Genomic DNA, 19094 nt, shown 5'->3' with positions numbered 1-19094 from the left:
GGCTTGCCCCACTTCCGTGATCGTTACCTTCCGGAGCCAAGATGACTGAAATACCGATGCCGCCGAACCCGTCGCTATGGCGACGAGCAACGGCGGCCTATGCGAAATTGCTCGAAATCCTGCTTGCCGCATGTGTCGGCATTCTGGTCGTTCCGGTCACCCTGCAGGTCATCTCGCGCTACACGCCGTTCATTCCGTCCTACATCTGGACCGAGGAGATGGCGCGTTTCCTGTTCATCTGGACCATCATGATCGGTGCCATGGTCGGAATTAGGGAGGCGCAGCATTTCGAGGTCGACGTCTGGCCCACCCTGTCGCGGCGGGCGGAAGCCGCGGTGCGGATCGTGGCGCGGCTCGGCGTGCTGGCGATGGCGCTGGTATTCGTGTGGGCCGGCCTGGAATTCACGCGGTTCGCTTGGAACCGAACGTCGGAACTGGCCGATCTACCGCTCTGGATGATTCATGTCGCATGGCCTGTGGCGGGTGTGACGTGGATCATCTTTGCAGGCGAACAGATGATCGACGAATTGAAAGTTCTGGTCGGGGCGAGCCGATGAACGGTGGCAATGTACTTTCCGCCGGAGAGGCCGCACTGGTCCTGTTCGGCGTTTTCGTTGGCCTGCTCATCGTGCGCGTGCCGGTGGCGTTTGCGCTCGGTCTTGCCTGCGTACCGATCCTTTTGATCGAGCCCCGCCTGTCGATGATGTCGCTCGCGCAGGAGACCTTCAACGCCTACAACTCGTTCATCCTGCTCGCCGTGCCCTTCTTCCTCTTGACCGCCAACCTGATGGGAATCGGCGGCATCACCGACCGCCTGGTGGCGTTGTCGCGCTCGATGGTCGGGCATTGGCCAGGCTCGCTGGCACAGATCAACGTCGTGCTGTCGGTGTTCTTTGCCGGCATTTCCGGCTCTTCCACCGCCGACGCCGCGAGCCAGTCCAAGATCTTCATCGATGCCCAGACCAAGGAAGGTTATGACCTCTCGTTCTCGATCGCCATCACGGCGGTAACAGCGGTGCTCGCCATCATCATCCCGCCCTCGATCCTGATGATCGTCTGGGGCGGACTGATCTCGACCTCGATCGCAGCGATGTATCTGGCCGGCATCGTCCCCGGCCTGTTGATCGCGGGCGCCCAGATGGCGACCGTGCATGTCTATGCGGTTCGCCGCGGCTATCCGACATACCCGAAATCGAGCTGGACCGACATCGGCTACGCCATCTGGCGATCGATACCGGCGCTTATGACGCCGTTCATTATCGTCGGCGGCATCCTGCTCGGATGGTTCACCGCCACCGAATCCGCCTGCGTCGCCGTGCTCTATTCCGTGGTGCTGTCAGCGTTCTTTTACCGCGAAACCGGCCCGCGCGAACTCTACAAGGCGCTGCTCGATACCGGGCGCCTGGCAGGCGTCGCGCTGTTCTGCATCGGCACCGCGAGCGCTTTCGGCTGGCTGCTGGCCTATTACAAGATACCGCAGGAGCTCCTGGCCAACGTTTCGACCTGGGGCATGGGCGCCGTCGCGGCCGGCTTCTTCATCGCGTTCTGCTTCCTGATCGTAGGCTGTTTCCTCGACGCCATTCCGGCGATCGTGATTGTCGGCACCGTGCTGGAACCCTTGGCGAAGTCGGTCGACCTGCACCCCGTTCAGTTTGCGATCATCTCGATCGTGTCGCTGGCGTTTGGACTGGTGACGCCGCCCTATGGCCTGTGCCTGATGATCGCCTGCTCGATCGCGGGCGTGCGGCTGCGCTACGCGCTGAAAGACACGTTGATCATGCTGATACCGATGCTGCTGGTACTGGTCGCCGTCATCATCTGGCCGAGCGTCTCGTTGTTCCTGCCGCGCCTGATCGTGCCGGAGATGCTTAAATAGCTATTCTTCCCTGTCGAGTGCACAGCTTACCGTGTAGACAACGCCGCGCGGCAGGAAGTCGACGGTTGCCTCGCCGCCGAGCTGGTCGCGTGCGCTGCGCTCGATCAGCCGCGAGCCAAAGCCACGCTGCACCGGTGCCGTGACGGGCGGGCCGCCTGCCTCGGTCCAGATCAACCGCAATTTGCGCCCGTCGCTTTCTTCGAGGATCTCCCAATCCACCGCGACGGTCCCGGTATCGTTCGATAGCGCGCCGTATTTAGCGGCATTGGTTGCGATCTCGTGCACGATCATCGAGAGCACCACGGCGAGCCGCGGCGACAGCGGGACCCGCGGTCCGAACATCCGCGCCCGCTCCGGATTGTTGAGCAGGTAGGGCTGCAGCACCCGCGCAATCACTTCCCGCAGCTCCGCGCCTTGCCACTTTTCCTGGCTGAGCAAGTTATGCGCCTCCGCCAGCGCGCCGAGCCTTCCCTCGAACTTCTCGCGCTCCGCCCGGCTCGCGCTGCGGAAGGTCTGGGTGGCGATCGACTGCAGGACCGCGAGCGTATTCTTGACGCGATGGTTGAGTTCCTCGATCAGGAGATTGTGGAGCATCTCGCCGCGGGCAATCTGGGTTGCCATCCGTACCGCGAAGGCGAGCCCGACCATCAGCAGCACGGCACCCATTACGCTCGTGATCGCGAGGTTGCGCCAGAGCGGCGCGATCAACGAGCTTTCGGCAATGCCGGCGGCAACGGTCCAGCCGGTGAGCGAGGAGCGGCTAAAGCTCGTAATCAGCCGCACGCCCTCAAGCGATACCGTCGGCAGGGTGGCTTCCGAATTGTTGAACATCTCCGTATAGAGCGAGGGCGATGCACGCTTGCCGACGGTATGCTGTGGGTTCGGCACGCGCGCGAAATTGGTGCCTTCGCCGTCGAAGATCGAGATCGTCCAGTCCTTGCTCGGCCGCTGCTGCTCGACCATCGCCTGGAAAATCTCGATCGGTGGACTGAAGGAAATGTCGTAGACTACTTCGCCATCTACGATGACGGGCACTTCGACCGTTACGATTAGCCGCTTCTTCACCGACCCGAAGAACAGGTTGGAATAGACCGGTTTCTTCTCTGCAAAGACCCTCCCGACCAGGGCGAGGTTGTTACGCAACGGCAGGTTTGCCGTATCAGTCGTCAGCGAGGAGAATACCTGGTGGCCTTCGCGGTTCGCCACCAGCACGACGCCGCCTTCGCCATACTGGTCGAGGAAGCCTTGGCAGATGCGGCGGAACGCCTCGAAATCCCCGTCGCGCAGTGCGTTTGTCAGCGATAGTACCTGGAGTGCGCCGGTGATCCGCTGCATCTCCGAGTCGAGCACGAGGCGAATGCTGCGAACCGTTTCAAGGACCCGTTGCGTCGCGTTCTGGCGGTCCTGCTTGTAATGGTTGAAAACGATGCCGGCCGCGAAAACAATCAACGGCAGCGTGGTTCCCGCAACCAGAAGGGCAAGACGCACTGGCAGTGAAAGTTTCGGCAACGCAAGCCCCGGATCGGCGCCCAATCGGGGCAAGCATAGGAGAAGCTGTCGGATTTCGCCAAGAACAATAAGAGGATAAGTAAGATATTCAGCCGGCTGGAGAAGCGGCCGGGTTCCGCCGGGTGGCCCGGCCGCCGATCTCATAGATTGCTGTCGGTGATCGCGGCATACACCATGGTGCGCAGCTCGCGCCGCAAGGGATAGGCGCTCGACGGCAGCACCTGAGTCATGAAGATCGTGATCAGTTCTTCCGCCGGGTCGATGAAGAACGACGTTGTCGCCGCACCGCCCCAGTTGAACTCGCCGGGACTGCCGGCAATCAGCGTCTGTGCCGGGTTCATGGTGACGGCGAAGCCGAGGCCGAACCCGATGCCGTTATAGGCCGCTTCCGAGAACAGCGAGCGCGACATCGCCGGCAGGTCGACCCCGCCGGGCAGATGGTTGGAAGTCATCAGGTTCAGCGTCTTGGGACCTAACAATCTGATACCGCCGAGCTCGCCGCCATTGAGCAGCGCGCGGCAGAAGGTGAGATAGTCGGCCGTGGTCGAGCACAGGCCGCCGCCGCCGGAGACGAAGGAGGGCGGCGACAGGAATGAACTCGTCGCCGGGTCGTCCTGCAGCGTCAGCGTGCCCTTGCGCTCGGTGGCGTGGAACGTCATGCCGCCCTGCGGGTCGGCCGAATAACACGCCGCGAACCGATGCGCCTTGTCCTTGGGCACGAAGAAGTCGGTATCATTCATCCCGAGCGGATCCAGGATGCGCTCTTTCAGAAACTGCTCGAACGGCTTGCCGCTGATCAAACCAATGAGATAGCCGATCACGTCGGTGGCGACGGAGTAATTCCAGGCCTCGCCCGGCGAAAATTCCAGCGGAATTTTTGCGAGGTCGTCGATCATGCCTTGCAGCGTGCCGGCCTTGATGACTTCGCCGATCTTGTTCTCGCGATAGGCCGCATCGACATTGCTGCGTTGTTGGAAGCCGTATGTCAGGCCGGAGGTGTGCCGCAACAGATCTACGATCAGCATCGGCCGTGACGGCGGCCGGGTCAGGAAGGCCGGGTGCGTACCGGCCACGAACACGCCGAGGTTCTTCCATGCCGGAATGTATTTGTGCACGGGCTCGTCGAGCGCGACGCGGCCTTCCTCGACCAGCATCATGAAGGCGACGGAGGTGAGCGGCTTGGTCATCGAATAGATGCGGAAGATCGTGTCGTCCTTGACCGGCACCTTGCGCTCGAGATCGGCAAAGCCCTGCGCGGACGAATGGACGACCTTGCCGCGGCGATAGATCAGGAGCTGCGTCCCCGGGAAGCGGCCGGCATCGATGTAGCGCTGCTTCAGATGATTTTCGAGGCGATCGAGGGCCGCCTTGGACATTCCGGCGGATTCGGGCGAGGCGGGGGCTAACATCGGCATCTCCGGCTGGCGACTGCGACCTTGATAGCCGAAAACTGTCCCCTGTTCCAACGGGCCGTGTTTATGTGGGCTGGAAGGGTGATATAGCTGACTCCAGCCATCGCATATCCCCGCAGGACAGCAAAAATGCGCCAATTCAGCGAGACCGAACTGACCGCCGCCGTCATCCGCAGCTTCGACGATACGCCGGATACGCGCGCCAAATTCCTGCTTCAGGAACTGGTGAAATCACTCCACGACTATGTCCGCAAGACCGACCTCAGCTTCGAGGAATGGGAATATGCGATCGATTTTCTCACGCGGACCGGCCAGAAGTGCACCCCGATCCGGCAGGAGTTCATTCTGCTGTCCGACGTGCTCGGCGTGTCGATGCTGGTCGATGCCGTGAACCACCGGGAGCGCGAGGGGGCCACCGAGACCACAGTGCTCGGCCCGTTCTATGTCGGCGAGCACAAGGTAACGCCGCACGGCACCGATATCTCGGCGACGCTATCCGGCGAGCGGATGTTCGTGCAGAGCCGCGTCACCGACCTCGAGGGCAGGCCGCTGGCCGGCGTGCCGGTGGACATCTGGCATGCCGACGATGATGGCTTCTATGATTCCCAGAAGCCGGCCTATGCGACTGAAGGGCCGTCGTCGCGGGCGCGTTTCATTACCGATGCCGATGGAAGGTTCTTCTTCCGCACCATCCTGCCGTGCAGCTACCCGATTCCGACCGATGGTCCGGTGGGCGAGATGATCGTGCAGACCGGCCGTCACCCGATGCGGCCGGCGCACGTGCATTTCCTGGTCGATGCGCCGGGCCATCAGCCGCTGATCACCCACGTCTTCATCGACGGCGACAAGTACCTCGATTCCGACGTGGTGTTCGGGGTCAAGGACGAGCTGGTCGCCAGAATCGAAAAGCGTACCGATCCGACGATGCCGGACGGCAAGCCCGCGGGCGAGCCGTGGCACCTGATGAGCTACGAATTCCGCATGAAGCCAGGCGAGGGAAGCGCGCCGAAACCGATGATGGCGAAGACCTCAGAGCACGCGTAAGCCGTCGGTTTCTGTGCCTGCTCAATTCTTGTGCGCCGCCCAAGGAGTGGGCGAATCGCAAATTTTGGATGCGGAACCAATTTCTCATTGGTTGCTGGATTTAGCGGCGGCAAGTGAATAATACATTGATATAATTATAATTTTCGCAGTGCGGGAGGTTTGGCACGAAGCTTGAATAGCTTGTGTCGACGCCATTGAAGCCGTCCCTCGAGACCACTCATCCGAATTGTGACGCCGCCATTCCGGGGCCTCCCTGGAACGCGCCTTTCTGCGCCTAGCGCGGTGACCCCAATCGGACGGCCCCGTTCAACGCACCGACGCAAAGGACAACGACGCCCATGACGAAGCCTACCCATCCGACCTCACGCCGCGGTTTCAGCCGCCGCCAGCTCCTCAAGGCCACCGGCGGCACGGCGGCATTACTCGCCGCGGCCAAGCTGAATTTCCCGGCCGGCGCGTTTGCGCAAGGCGCAGGTCCGGAAGTGACCAAGGCGACGCTCGGGTTCATTGCGCTCAGCGACGCCGGGCCGCTGTTCGTCGCCAAGGACAAGGGATTCTTCGCCAAGCACGGCATGCCCGACGTCGAGGTCGCCAAGCAGGCATCGTGGGGCACCACCCGCGACAACCTCGTGCTCGGCTCGGAAGGCAACGGCATCGATGGCGCGCATATCCTGACGCCGATGCCGTATCTGATTTCGGCCGGCAAGGTGACGCAAAACAACGTGCCGACGCCGATGTACATCCTGGCGCGGCTCAATCTCGATGCGCAGTGCATCTCGATTGCCAAGGAATATGCCAACCTCAAGATCGGGACTGACTCTTCACCGCTCAAAGCCGTGTTCGAGCAGAAGAAGGCCGCCGGCAAGTCGGCCAAGATTGCGATGACCTTCCCGGGCGGCACCCACGATCTGTGGATACGTTACTGGCTCGCCGCCGGCGGCATCGATCCTGACAAGGACGTCGAGACCATCGTGGTGCCGCCGCCACAGATGGTTGCCAACATGAAAGTGGGCACGATGGATGCCTTCTGCGTCGGCGAACCCTGGAATCTGCAGCTCATCAACCAGGGCATCGGCTACACCGCGGTCAACACCGGCGAGCTCTGGAACAAGCATCCGGAGAAGTCTCTCGGTATGCGCGCGGCCTGGGTCGACAAATATCCGAAGGCCGCCAAAGCGATCCTGATGGCTGTGATGGAGGCGCAGCAATGGGCCGACAAGGCCGAGAACAAGAAGGAGCTCGCTACCATCATGGGCAAGCGGCAGTGGATGAACTGCCCGGTCGACGACGTTTACGACCGTTCGGCGGGCAAGTTCGACTACGGCATCCCCGGCAAGGTCGTCGAGAACTCGCCGCACATCATGAAGTATTGGCGCGACTTTGCTTCCTATCCGTTCCAGAGCCACGATCTCTGGTTCATGACGGAAGATATCCGTTGGGGCAAATACGAAGCGGGCTTCGACAGCAAGGCACTGGTCGCCAAGGTCAACCGTGAGGATCTCTGGAAAGAAGCCGCCAAGACGCTGGGCGTTCCCGCTGCAGAGATTCCGACTTCGACCTCGCGCGGCAAGGAGACCTTCTTCGACGGCAAGGTGTTCGATCCGGAAAACCCGGCTGCGTACCTGAAGTCCCTCTCGATCAAGCGCGTTGAAGTCTGATCAAGCCCGGGCCGCGCGCGATTGCGGGCGGCCCGCTCATTGAACACGGAGATGCATTTTCAATGACGATGCCTGCGATCAAAGCCGAAGCCACTGCCGTGGCCATTCCGACCGCTTCGCCGACCTCTGCGGCGCCGGTGGTGATGATGACGCCGAAGCCGGCACCACGTGCCGAAAAATACATCAAGATGGGCAAGGAGACCGCGGCTCGCGTCGTGCCGCCGCTGATCGTGCTCGCGCTGTTGATGATGTTCTGGGAGCTGGTCTGCCGCCGCACCGGATCGACGCTCCCGCCGCCCTCGCGCGTGTTCAAGGATACCAAGGAACTGATCTTCGATCCGTTCTTCGATAATGGCGGCATCGACAAGGGCCTGTTCTGGCATTTGTCCGCTTCGCTTCAGCGCGTCGCCTATGGCTATTCGATTGCCGCCATCGTCGGCATCGCGCTCGGCACGCTGGTCGGGCAGTCGGTGTGGGCGATGCGCGGGCTCGATCCGCTGTTCCAGGTGCTGCGCACCATTCCGCCGCTGGCCTGGCTGCCGCTGTCGCTGGCCGCGTTCCGTGATGGACAGCCGTCGGCGATCTTCGTGATCTTCATCACCTCGGTGTGGCCCATCATCATCAACACCGCGGTCGGCATCCGCAACATTCCGCAGGACTATCGCAACGTCGCAGCCGTGGTGCAGCTCAACCCGCTGGAGTTCTTTTCCAAGATCATGATTCCGGCGGCGGCGCCCTACATCTTCACGGGCCTGCGCATCGGCATCGGCCTGTCGTGGCTTGCGATTGTGGCTGCGGAAATGCTGATCGGCGGCGTCGGCATCGGCTTCTTCATCTGGGACGCCTGGAACTCCTCGCACATCAGCGAAATCATCCTGGCGCTGTTCTATGTCGGCATCATCGGCTTCGTGCTCGACCGCTTAATTGCAGGAGTGGCGAAGATCGTGACCCGCGGCACCGCGCTGAACTGAAGGATCAAGGATCAAGTCATGCAGGCCTACCTGAAGCTCGACCATATCGACAAAACCTTCACCCGCGGCAACGCCACCACAGAGGTGCTGAAGGACATCAGCCTGACCATCGAGAAGGGCGAGTACGTCTCGATCATCGGTCATTCCGGCTGCGGCAAGTCCACGCTGCTCAACATCGTGGCAGGTCTCAACGGCGCGACCAATGGCGGCGTGCTGCTGGAGAACCGCGAGGTCAACTCGCCGGGACCGGATCGCGCGGTGGTGTTCCAGAACCACAGCCTGCTGCCGTGGCTGACGGTGTACGAAAACGTCAAGCTCGGCGTCGACAAGGTGTTTTCGTCGACCAAGAGCCGCGCCGAGCGCGACGCCTGGGTGATGCACAATCTCAACCTGGTGCAGATGGCGCACGCCAAGGACAAGCGCCCGTCGGAAATTTCAGGTGGCATGAAGCAGCGCGTCGGCATTGCCCGTGCGCTGGCGATGGAGCCGAAGGTGCTTTTGCTCGACGAGCCGTTCGGCGCGCTTGACGCACTGACGCGTGCACATCTGCAGGACTCGGTGATGGCGCTGCACCAGAAGCTCGGCAACACCATCCTGATGATCACGCACGACGTCGACGAGGCCGTGCTGCTGTCGGACCGCATCGTGATGATGACCAACGGCCCGAGCGCGCGGATCGGCGAGGTGCTGGAAGTGCCTTTGGCGCGTCCGCGCAAGCGGCTCGAGCTCGCGACCAACCCCGGCTACCTCAAGTGCCGGCAGCGCGTGCTCGAATTCCTCTACGAGCGGCATCGCTTCGTCGAGGCGGCGTAGGTCCATACGAAAGCGGCTAGGTGAGGACGTGCCATGAGCGAACCGCTCGTCATCGTCGGCAACGGCATGGCCGCTGCCCGTCTCGTCGATGAACTCGCCAAGGTGGCCTTGGGCCGCTACGCCGTCGCCGTGATCGGCGACGAACCGCGGCTTGCGTATAACCGCGTGCTGCTGTCGTCAGTGCTGGCCGGCGAGACCACCTCGCAGGACATCGAGCTGCGGCCGGCGTCCTGGTGGCGCGACCGCGGCGTCACCCTGAAGTATGGTTGCGTGGCGACCGAGATTGATGTCGGTCGCCGCGAACTCAAGATCGAGAACGACGAGAGCATTCCGTTTTCGAAACTGGTGCTGACCACCGGCTCGTCGCCGCTGCGGCTGAACGTACCCGGCGCCGATCTCGCCGGCGTGCACACGTTTCGTGACAGCCGCGACGTCGACTTGCTGCTGACACTGGCCGCGCAGAAGAAGCGTGTCGTCGTGATCGGCGGTGGACTGCTGGGGCTCGAAGCAGCTTATGGCCTAGCCAAGGCCGGTGCGCCGGTGACGCTGGTACATCTGATGAACCGCCTGATGGAGCGCCAGCTCGACGCGCCTGCGGCGGCGCTATTAAAATCCCTCGTCGAGAGCAAGGGCATCGAGATCCTGCTCAACGCCAACACGGCGAGCATTCATGGCGAGACGCGGGTTGAAAGCGTCGAACTGGCGGACGGACGCCTGCTTGAGGCCGACGCCGTGATCTTTGCCGCAGGCATTCGTCCGAACATCGCGCTCGCCAGGGAAGCCGGTATCCCTGTCAACCGCGGCATGGTAGTCGACGATCATCTGCAGACCGGCGCCTCCGGTATATTCGCCATCGGCGAGTGCGCCGAGCATCGCGGCGTCTGCTACGGCCTGGTTGAGCCGGCCTATGAGCAGGCGAGGGTGCTGGCGCGGCATCTCGCCGGGCGTGAAGCGTCGTACAGCGGAAGCATCGTTGCGACCAATCTGAAAGTTTCCGGCGTCAGCGTGTTCTCCGCCGGCGATTCTATGGGCGGTGACGGCAGCGAGGCCATCGTGCTCTCCGACATAAACCACGGCACCTACAAGAAGCTCGTGATCGTGGATGGGCGGTTAACGGGCGCGGTGCTGATCGGCGATGTCGCCGACGCGCTCTGGTATCTCGAATTGATCCGCACGCGTCAGCCGACGGCCCGAATTCGCGCCGATATGATGTTCGGCCGCTCGCTCGCGACCCGTTCCGAGGCGGCATGATCGGATTGCTGGCATGACGGTCGTCAATCCCGATCTCCGCGCTGTCAAAACCACCTGCGCCTATTGCGGCGTCGGCTGCGGCATATTGGCGACGCCGGACGGGCGGGGCGGGGCGGCGATCTCGGGCGACCCCGATCATCCCGCCAATTTCGGCCGGCTGTGCTCGAAGGGCTCGGCGCTTGGCGAGACGCTCGGGCTGACGAGCCGGCTGCTCTATCCGATGATCCGCTGCGGCAAAGGAACCATGGAGCGGGTCGCCTGGAGCGACGCGCTCGACCATGTCGCCCACAGATTTCAGCACATCATCGCGCGCGACGGTCCGGACGCGGTCGCGTTCTATCTTTCCGGCCAGTTGCTGACCGAGGATTACTACGTCGCGAACAAGCTGATGAAGGGCTTTATCGGCAGCGCCAATGTCGACACCAATTCGAGGCTGTGCATGGCCTCGTCCGTCGCCGGCCACCGCCGCGCTTTTGGCGCCGACACCGTGCCGGGATGTTACGAGGATTTCGACGAGGCCGACCTCTTGGTGCTGGTCGGCTCCAACGCGGCCTGGTGCCATCCGGTGCTGAACCAGCGCATGCTCGCCAACAAGCAGAAGCGCGGCGCGCGCATCGTCGTGATCGACCCGCGCCGGACCGACACCGTCGGCGACGACGATCTGTTCCTGGGATTGAGGCCGGGCACGGATACGGCGCTCTTCAGCGGGTTGCTCGTTTACCTCGCGGACAATGGCGTACTCGACCGCCATTACATCGAACTCCACACCACCGGTTTCGACGATGCCATCGCCCGCGCACGCAGCATCACTAGCAGCATCGGGGCCACTGCACTGGCGACCGGCCTGTCCGAGCAGGACGTCGCAACATTCTTCCAGATGTTTGCCAATACGCCGCGCGTGGTCACCCTCTATTCGCAGGGCGTCAATCAGTCGGCGCAGGGCACCGACAAGGTCAACGCCATCCTCAATTGCCACCTCGCGACCGGGCGGATCGGCCTGCCGGGCGCGTCGCCGTTCTCGCTGACCGGGCAGCCCAATGCGATGGGTGGCCGAGAGGTAGGCGGGCTCGCCAACCAGCTCGCCGCCCATATGGGATTTACGCCGCCGGATATCGATCGCGTGCGGCGGTTCTGGACGGCGCCGCGCATCGCCACCCATGAGGGCCTGAAGGCGGTGCAGATGTTCGAGGCCATCGCGCGCGGCGAGATTAGGGCGTTGTGGGTGATGGGCACTAATCCGGCGGTGTCGCTGCCGAACGCGGACGGTGTTCGCGAAGCCCTGAAGAAGCTCGAGCTGTTCGTGATTTCCGAGAACGTGATCTCGAACGACACGGTGGACGCGGGCGCGCATGTGCTGCTGCCGGCGCAGGCCTGGGGCGAGAAATCCGGCACGGTAACCAACTCGGAACGACGCATCTCGCGGCAGCGGGCGTTTCTTCCCTCGCCGGGAGAGGCCAAGCCCGATTGGTGGATCATGGGTGAAGTCGCCAGGCGCCTTGGCTTCGGCGCGGCCTTCAGCTTCACCTCGGCGGCGGATATTTTTCGCGAGCACGCCGCGCTCTCGGCCTTCGAGAACGCGGGGGCGCGCGACTTTGATATCGGTGCGCTGCAGTCGCTTTCGGACAGCGATTTCGATGCAATGGCGCCGGTGCAATGGCCGGTACGGCAGGGGACCGAGCCGCAAGCGCGCTTCTTCGCCGAAGGCGGCTTCTTTGCCAAAGATTTCAGAGCCCGTTTCGTCGCGCCGGAAACTCCGGCGCTGCGGACCGAAACCACCGCGGCGCGGCCGCTACGGCTCAACACCGGGCGCATCCGCGACCAGTGGCACACCATGACGCGCACGGGGATGAGCCCGCGGCTCGGCCAGCATCTGCCGGAGCCGTTCGTCGAAGTCCATCCGGACGATGCCGCAAAATACGGCGTCGCCGACGGCGACTTCGCGCGGATTAGGACCGACTATGGGCAATGCACGCTCCGCGTCATCGTCAGCGAACGCCAGCAGCGCGGCATGCTGTTCGCGCCGATCCACTGGAGTGAGGCCAATGCGACCGGCGCGCGCGTCGGCTCGCTGGTGGCGCCCGTCACCGATCCGTTCTCGGGCCAGCCCGAGAACAAGGCGACGCCGGCCTCGATCGTGCCGTACGAATACGTCTTCCGCGGCTTTGCGTTGTCGCGCAAGCCACTCGAACTGCCCGCGCATGCCTGGGTAGCGCGCGTTGCCGTCAACGGCGGCCATGGCTACCTGTTCGCCGACAATGCCGATGTCGCAGGCTGGCAATCCTGGCTGAAATCCATCGCGCGCGACGATCTCGCCGAATACAAGGACTTCGGCGGCAGCGTCTATCGCGCCGCATCCTTTGACGGCGACCGTATCGACACCTGCCTGTTCATCGGCCCGGCGCGCGACGCCGGCGACTGGAATGTGATCAAGGACCTGTTTGCCGCGGATACGCTGAACCACGACCAGCGTCGCATGCTGCTGTCGGGCAAATCGGTCGACGGCCTCGCCAACGCCGGCCCGATCGTCTGCGCCTGCTTCGGCATCGGCCGCAACACGATTTGCGACACTATCGCAGCGGGTGTGCGTTCGGCGGCCGATATCGGAACGAAGCTGAAAGCCGGCACCAATTGCGGCTCCTGCATTCCGGAATTGAAGCGGCTGATCGCGCAGGCGGGGACGAACGATCCCGAACAGCGGAAGTTAGTGGTGGCGAACTGAGGCCCTTGCTCCACCGTCATTGCGAGGAGCACAGCGACGAAGCAAATCCATGTCTCCGCAACCAGTCTCTCACCCCCTCCTATTCTTCGCATTCACCGCGATCGCCGCCGCGGCGGTGCGGTTCTCGACGCCGAGCTTGGAATAGATTTGCTCAAGATGCTTGTCGACGGTGCGGGGGGAGAGTCCCAGAATCTGCGCGATATCGCGGTTGGTCTTGCCCTTCGACAGCCATGACAGCACTTCGCCCTCGCGCGTCGTCAAGCCCAACTCGCTGGAGAATTCCACTGGCGCCTCCGCGCCGGAATCTTTCGCCAGCCGCAGCAGGAATTCGTTCGCGCCGAGCTTCCCCATATATTGCAGGCGAAGCTGCTCGTTGCCGTGACGCGTCGGCATGGCCGCGGCCTTCGCCGCGGCTTTGCCCTTGCGCGCCTCATCCAGCCATTGCGGAATCGGTTCGGGCAGCACGACGTCATCGTCGTCGGCGGCAAGTAAGTCGGAGAGCAGCTTCTGCGCCTGCGGTGTCGCCCACATGATCTTGCCCGCGGCATTCACGGCGAGCAGATAGCGGCCGGAGACGTCGAGCGCGGCGCGCGCGCTCTGGGTCAGGCGGGCGTTGGCGAGATGGACGCGGATGCGCGCCAGCATCTCCTCGACCGCGATCGGTTTTGTCACATAGTCGACGCCGCCGGCCTCAAGCCCGCGTACGATGTGTTCGGTTTCGGCCAGCCCCGTCATGAAAATGATCGGAACATGGTCGAGCCCGGCGTCGCGCTTCAGCCGCCTGCAGGTCTCGAACCCATCCATCCCCGGCATCACAGCGTCGAGCAGCACGATGTCGGGCGTGATCTGGTCGACGATCCGCATGGCGGAAGCACCATCGAGCGCGACCATGACGGTCATGCCCGCGCCGTCGAGCGCATCGGTCAATAGCCGCAGCGTCTCGGGCGAGTCGTCGACGACGAGGGCGACGTCGCGCTTTCTTGATTCAATGATCATAGCTGTGCAGGGCTTTCAGGGTCGCCATGTACTGATCGAGATCGAAGCGGTCGATCAATGCGCGCATTTGCGACACGAAGTCGGCATGTTCGGGGTAGTCATTTCCGATCTCGTCGAGCTTGACCTGGATCGCGCGAACGTAGCCCAGTTGCCCGAGCCCGATCAGTTCCTCGACATGTTTCACTGGCGGCCGCGAGCCGGTCTCCGGCCGCCAATGGGGGGCAGGGACATCGCCTGCCTCATACTGCCATTCGAGCTTGAGCAATTGCCGGATGGATTCGAGCAGCTTGGGAATATCGATCGGCTTCATCAGGTAACCGTCGTGGAACGGTTGCGCCAGCGGCGCGCCATGCGCTTCAAGCGCGCTCGCCGACACCATGAGGATGCGCGCCTGGTGATGGCCGCTCGTGCGCAGCGTTTCCGCAACCGTCCAGCCGTCCATCCCTGCCATCGAGATGTCGAGCAGGAACAAATCCGGCCGGCAATGCTGCGCCAGCGCGAGGCAGCCGGGTCCATCGGGCGCGCTGAGCAAAATGAAGCCGAGCGGCGTCAGCACCTCGCGCAGGAGATCGCGGTGGGTCGGATCGTCGTCGGTGATCAGGATCGTCTTGCGGGGGCCGTGATAGCCGAAGATCGGCGCCTCCACCGGCGCGATCCGCGTCGGATTCGCGACTTCCGACAGCAGGATTTTCACTCGAAACGTGCTGCCGTTGCCGACTTGGCTGGTCACTTTGATGTCGCCGCCCATTACGCCCGCCAGGAGGCGGCTGATGGTCAGCCCGAGCCCGGTGCCGGTCTGCGGCTGCGAGACGCCGAGCGCGCCGCGCTCAAAGGGTGCGAAGATACGTTCGAGGTCGTCCGGCTGGATGCCGGGTCCGGTATCGATCACCTCGAACTCCGCAACGGGACTGCGGTAATGCACGACGAACTGCACGTTTCCGGTCTGCGTGAACTTCAGTGCATTCGACAGCAGGTTGATCAGAACCTGCCGCAGCCGCTTCTCATCGGCATAGACGACGAGCGGCAGCACCGAAGGCCGCTTGAAGATGAAGTCGATGCCCTTGGCGGCGGCCTGAACGCGAAACATGCCGACGAGCTGATCGAGAAATTCGCTCAGGCGGACCTCGTCGCGCGACAGATAAAGCCGGCCTGCTTCAATTTTAGAAATATCGAGGATGCCGTCGATCAATCCCGACAAATGGTCGGCGCTGCGCCGGACCACGCGCACTTGGTCGCGGGGCTTTGCAGGGAGGCTGGAATCCTGCTCCAGCAATTGCGCATAGCCGCTGATGGCGTTCAGCGGTGAGCGCAGTTCATGGCTCAGCCCCACCACATAGCGGCTCTTGGCGAGGTTGGCGGACTCCGCCACTTCCTTGGCGCGTTGCAACTCAGCGTCTGTCCGCTTGTGCGCGTCGATCTCCTGGATCAGGAGAGCGGTCTGCCGCCGCGTCTCCGCCTCCGCCGCGCGGCGGCTCTGTTGCGCCAGCACGAACAGCCATGCCACCACGCCGATGATGATGGTGAGCGCGAAGAACACCTTCCACAGCACGTCCGACAGCGCAAAATTTTCGGCGGGCAGTGCCGCCGAGGTCTGCAGGTAGATCAGCCCCAGCGTCAGCGCGACCAGCCCCGCGGAGACCGCGAACACGCCGAGATAATGCCCGAACTGCGAATTGATCCGCGCGTAGATCGCCTCTGGCAACAGTTTCCCGAGCATGTCCGAGACCTGAGCGCTGGCGCGCGCATGCGGCTTGCAGAGATCATGGCAGCGCGCATCGAGCGAGCAGCACAGCGAGCAGATCGGCCCGGCATAGGCCGGGCAGGAGGCCATGTCCTCCGGCTCGAACGAATGCTCGCAGATGCAGCACTGGATCGATTCGAGGTTCTGCCAGCTCCGCTTCGGCTTGCGCGCGATGTAATATTTGCCGTCGGTCGCCCAAGCGATCAGGGGCGCGGTGACGAAGGCAACCGCGAGCGCCACGAAGGCGGAGAGCGCCTTCGCTGTCGGGCCGAACAGGCCGTAAAAGGCAGAGATCGAAACGATCGTCGCGATCGTCATCGCACCGACGCCGACCGGGTTGATATCGCAGAGATGCGCGCGCTTGAACTCGATGTGCTGCGGTCGCAAGCCGAGCGGCCTGTTGACGACGAGATCGGCAACCAACGCGCCGACCCAGGCAATCGCTACGTTGGAATAAAGCGCCAACGTCTGCTCGAGCGCCTTGTAGACGCCGATTTCCATCAGTAGCAGCGCCACCAGAACGTTGAAGACGAGCCACACCACACGGCCGGGATGGCTGTGGGTCAGTCGCGAGAAGAAGTTCGACCAGGCGATCGAGCCGGCATAGGCGTTGGTCACGTTGATTTTGATCTGCGAGAGAATGACGAAGGTACCGGTCAGCGCCAGCGCCATGTCCGGCTGCGACAGCACGTAGCGGAAGGCCTCGAGATACATGTGCGCCGGCTCGGCGGCGTGCTCGCTGGAGACGCCATGGCTCAGCGCAAAGTAGGCGAGAAATGAGCCCAGGAGCAACTTGAGCGCGCCGAAAATGATCCAGCCGGGGCCGGCGCTGAGCAGCGCGATCCACCATGACGTTCGCGAGGTTCGGCGATCGCGCGGCAGAAACCGCAGAAAGTCGACCTGCTCGCCGATCTGTGCAACCAGCGAAAACACCACCGACGCGGCGGTGCCGAACAGCAGCAGATCGAGATGGCCGCCCGCGTCGCCATGCTCGCCTGCGAATTTGCGCCACTCCGTGAACGACTGCGGGTTGGCGTAGGCGATCGCCACGAAGGGCAGGATGTGAAGGACGATCCAGATCGGCTGCGTCCACAATTGAAAGCGGCTGATCAGGGTGATGCCGTAGGTCACCAAGGGAATAATGACGACGGCGCTGATGAGATAGCCGATCGGGCGCGGGATGCCGAAGCACATCTCGAGCGCCGCGGCCATGATAACTGCCTCGATCGCGAAGAAGATGAAGGTGAAGGAGGCGTAGATCAGCGAGGTGATGGTGGAGCCGATATAGCCGAAGCCGGCGCCGCGGGTCAGCAGATCAATATCGATGCCGCATTTTGCGGCGTGATAGGCGATCGGCAGGCCGCAGAGGAAGATGATGACGCTGACGACAAGAATCGCTGATGTGGCGTTGGCCGCGCCGTAATTAAGCGTAATGGTGCCGCCGATCGCCTCCAGCGCCAGAAAGGAGATCGCGCCAAGCGCGGTATTGGCGACGCGGGCGGCAGACCACCGCCGCGCGCTCTTGGCGGTGAAGCGCAGCGCGTAGTCTTCCAGCGTCTGGTTGGCGACCCATTGGTTATATTGGCGCCTGACGCGGTCTATCCGCTGCCGCCCTGCCACTTGCTGCTCCTGCCCAGTTCGACCGACCCGCTTGGCCCAGCAAACTCCGTACCAAAACCTACGTCGCTATTTTGCGGTGCAATATACGCAATCCCACGTATCTGTGCAGTGCACAATTCTGGGCAATCCTCGCCTGACCAATAAGCGTTCTCGAACAAAAAATGGGGTGCTCATGTCAGACGAACCAAACAAGGGTCTGCAGTCTCCGCTTCGCCGCAAACTGCTGATGGGCGCGGCGGCGCTGCCGCTCGTTTCGATTCTTCCTCGGCCCTCATTCGGGGCAGGTCCCGCAACCGCCACCGTCAACACCACGGGGCTCGCGGTCACCGATACGGAGGTCACCGTCGGCATCCTGCACTCGGCCACCGGCACCATGGCGATCTCGGAGACGGGCTCGATCCAGGCCGAAAAGCTCGCGATCGAACAGATCAACGCCGCCGGTGGCGTGCTTGGGCGCAAGATCAAGTTCATCCAGGAAGACGGCGCCAGCGACTGGCCGACCTTTGCGGAAAAGGCCAAGAAGCTTCTCGTCAACGACAAGGTCGCAGCGATCATGGGTTGCTGGACCTCGGCATCGCGCAAGGCAGTGCTGCCGGTCGTCGAGCAGTACAACGGCATGCTCTACTATCCGACCTTCTACGAAGGTCTCGAGCAGTCCAAGAACGTCATTTACACCGGCCAGGAGGCGACCCAGCAGATCCTCGCCGGCCTGAACTGGATCGCCAAGGAGAAGGGCGCCAAATCGTTCTTCTTCATCGGCTCGGATTACATCTGGCCGCGCACCTCGAACAAGATCGCGCGCAAGCACGTCGAGAACGTATTGAAGGGCAAGGTCGTCGGCGAGGAATATTACGCGCTCGGCAGCACCCAGTTCAACTCGGTGATCAACAAGATCAAGCTGACCAAGCCCGACGTCATCTTCACCGACGTGGTCGGCGGCTCGAATGTCGCGTTCTACAAGCAGCTCAAGGCGGCCGGCGTCGACCTGTCGAAGCAGGCGCTGTTGACGATCTCGGTGACCGAAGATGAAATCGACGGCATCGGCGGCGAGAACATCGCGGGCGCCTATGCCTGCATGAAGTACTTCCAGTCGCTCGACAATGCCAACAACAAGACGTTCGTTCCCGCCTTCAAGAAGATGTGGGGCGAGAAGACCGTGATCGGCGACGTGACGCAGGCCGGCTATCTCGGCCCGTGGCTGTGGAAGCTGACCTGCGAGAAGGCCGGTAGCTTCGACGTCGACAAGATCGCAGCCGCTTCGCCCGGCGTGGAATTCAAGGAAGCGCCTGAAGGCTACGTGCGCATCCACGAAAACCATCACCTCTGGTCGAAGACCCGAGTCGGGCGCGCCAAGCTCGATGGTCAGTTCGAGCTGATCTTCGAGACCGCGGACCTGATCGAGCCCGATCCGTTCCCGAAGGGCTACCAATAAGCGCGGAGCCTTCCCGCAACTTTCCAACCGCTCCCTGGCGTGGACCGTCAAT

At 62.8% G+C, this 19094-nt stretch carries 13 protein-coding genes; 9 read left to right on the top strand and 4 right to left on the bottom strand.

From position 1 onward, the window contains the following. The first annotated feature begins 41 nt into the window (after positions 1 to 41). Together CQ13_RS12425 and CQ13_RS12420 are read left to right on the top strand one after the other, a co-directional pair. Complete coding sequence (locus CQ13_RS12425) at positions 42 to 557, top strand: TRAP transporter small permease (protein WP_057843172.1); 516 nt, start codon at positions 42 to 44, stop codon at positions 555 to 557. Next, positions 554 to 1876, top strand: a complete 1323-nt coding sequence (locus tag CQ13_RS12420) for a TRAP transporter large permease (protein ID WP_057843171.1) — start codon at positions 554 to 556, stop codon at positions 1874 to 1876. Before CQ13_RS12425 ends, CQ13_RS12420 begins: the two co-directional genes overlap by 4 nt. On the opposite strand, the gene CQ13_RS12415 is transcribed toward CQ13_RS12420, so the two are convergent. Together CQ13_RS12415 and CQ13_RS12410 are read right to left on the bottom strand one after the other, a co-directional pair. Further along, positions 1877 to 3385, bottom strand: a complete 1509-nt coding sequence (locus CQ13_RS12415; protein ID WP_057843511.1) for a sensor histidine kinase — start codon at positions 3383 to 3385, stop codon at positions 1877 to 1879. A gap of 140 nt (positions 3386 to 3525) precedes the next feature. Beyond that, positions 3526 to 4800, bottom strand: a complete 1275-nt coding sequence (locus tag CQ13_RS12410) for a serine hydrolase domain-containing protein (protein WP_430649682.1) — start codon at positions 4798 to 4800, stop codon at positions 3526 to 3528. A gap of 126 nt (positions 4801 to 4926) precedes the next feature. Here CQ13_RS12410 and CQ13_RS12405 point away from each other — a divergent pair, with 126 nt between their 5' ends. From CQ13_RS12405 to CQ13_RS12380, 6 genes are all read left to right on the top strand, one after another. Beyond that, positions 4927 to 5841, top strand: coding sequence for an intradiol ring-cleavage dioxygenase (locus CQ13_RS12405; protein ID WP_057843170.1), 915 nt, complete (start codon positions 4927 to 4929; stop codon positions 5839 to 5841). 338 nt (positions 5842 to 6179) lie between these two features. Next, on the top strand, positions 6180 to 7499 hold the full coding sequence (locus CQ13_RS12400) for a CmpA/NrtA family ABC transporter substrate-binding protein (RefSeq protein WP_057843169.1): 1320 nt from the start codon (positions 6180 to 6182) through the stop codon (positions 7497 to 7499). 62 nt (positions 7500 to 7561) lie between these two features. Continuing rightward, complete coding sequence (gene ntrB / locus CQ13_RS12395; protein ID WP_057843168.1) at positions 7562 to 8470, top strand: nitrate ABC transporter permease; 909 nt, start codon at positions 7562 to 7564, stop codon at positions 8468 to 8470. A gap of 18 nt (positions 8471 to 8488) precedes the next feature. After that, complete coding sequence (locus CQ13_RS12390) at positions 8489 to 9283, top strand: ABC transporter ATP-binding protein (RefSeq protein WP_057843167.1); 795 nt, start codon at positions 8489 to 8491, stop codon at positions 9281 to 9283. 33 nt (positions 9284 to 9316) lie between these two features. Next, complete coding sequence (locus tag CQ13_RS12385) at positions 9317 to 10534, top strand: NAD(P)/FAD-dependent oxidoreductase (RefSeq protein ID WP_057843166.1); 1218 nt, start codon at positions 9317 to 9319, stop codon at positions 10532 to 10534. Between the two features lie 13 nt (positions 10535 to 10547). Continuing rightward, positions 10548 to 13253 (top strand): nitrate reductase, encoded by a 2706-nt coding sequence (locus tag CQ13_RS12380; protein ID WP_057843165.1) that lies wholly within the window; start codon positions 10548 to 10550, stop codon positions 13251 to 13253. 69 nt (positions 13254 to 13322) lie between these two features. On the opposite strand, the gene CQ13_RS12375 is transcribed toward CQ13_RS12380, so the two are convergent. Together CQ13_RS12375 and CQ13_RS12370 are read right to left on the bottom strand one after the other, a co-directional pair. Continuing rightward, complete coding sequence (locus tag CQ13_RS12375; RefSeq protein WP_057843164.1) at positions 13323 to 14249, bottom strand: response regulator transcription factor; 927 nt, start codon at positions 14247 to 14249, stop codon at positions 13323 to 13325. Further along, complete coding sequence (locus CQ13_RS12370; RefSeq protein WP_057843163.1) at positions 14239 to 17610, bottom strand: hybrid sensor histidine kinase/response regulator; 3372 nt, start codon at positions 17608 to 17610, stop codon at positions 14239 to 14241. Before CQ13_RS12370 ends, CQ13_RS12375 begins: the two co-directional genes overlap by 11 nt. 172 nt (positions 17611 to 17782) lie before the next feature. Between CQ13_RS12370 and urtA the strand changes: the two genes are divergently transcribed. Next, on the top strand, positions 17783 to 19042 hold the full coding sequence (urtA, locus tag CQ13_RS12365) for an urea ABC transporter substrate-binding protein (protein ID WP_057843162.1): 1260 nt from the start codon (positions 17783 to 17785) through the stop codon (positions 19040 to 19042). Positions 19043 to 19094: the final 52 nt, after the last annotated feature.

The sequence above is a fragment of the Bradyrhizobium retamae genome, from assembly GCF_001440415.1.
Lineage (GTDB): Bacteria > Pseudomonadota > Alphaproteobacteria > Rhizobiales > Xanthobacteraceae > Bradyrhizobium > Bradyrhizobium retamae.
Note: the sequence above shows the minus strand (reverse complement) of the source record. Positions and strands in the feature narration are given on the sequence as shown.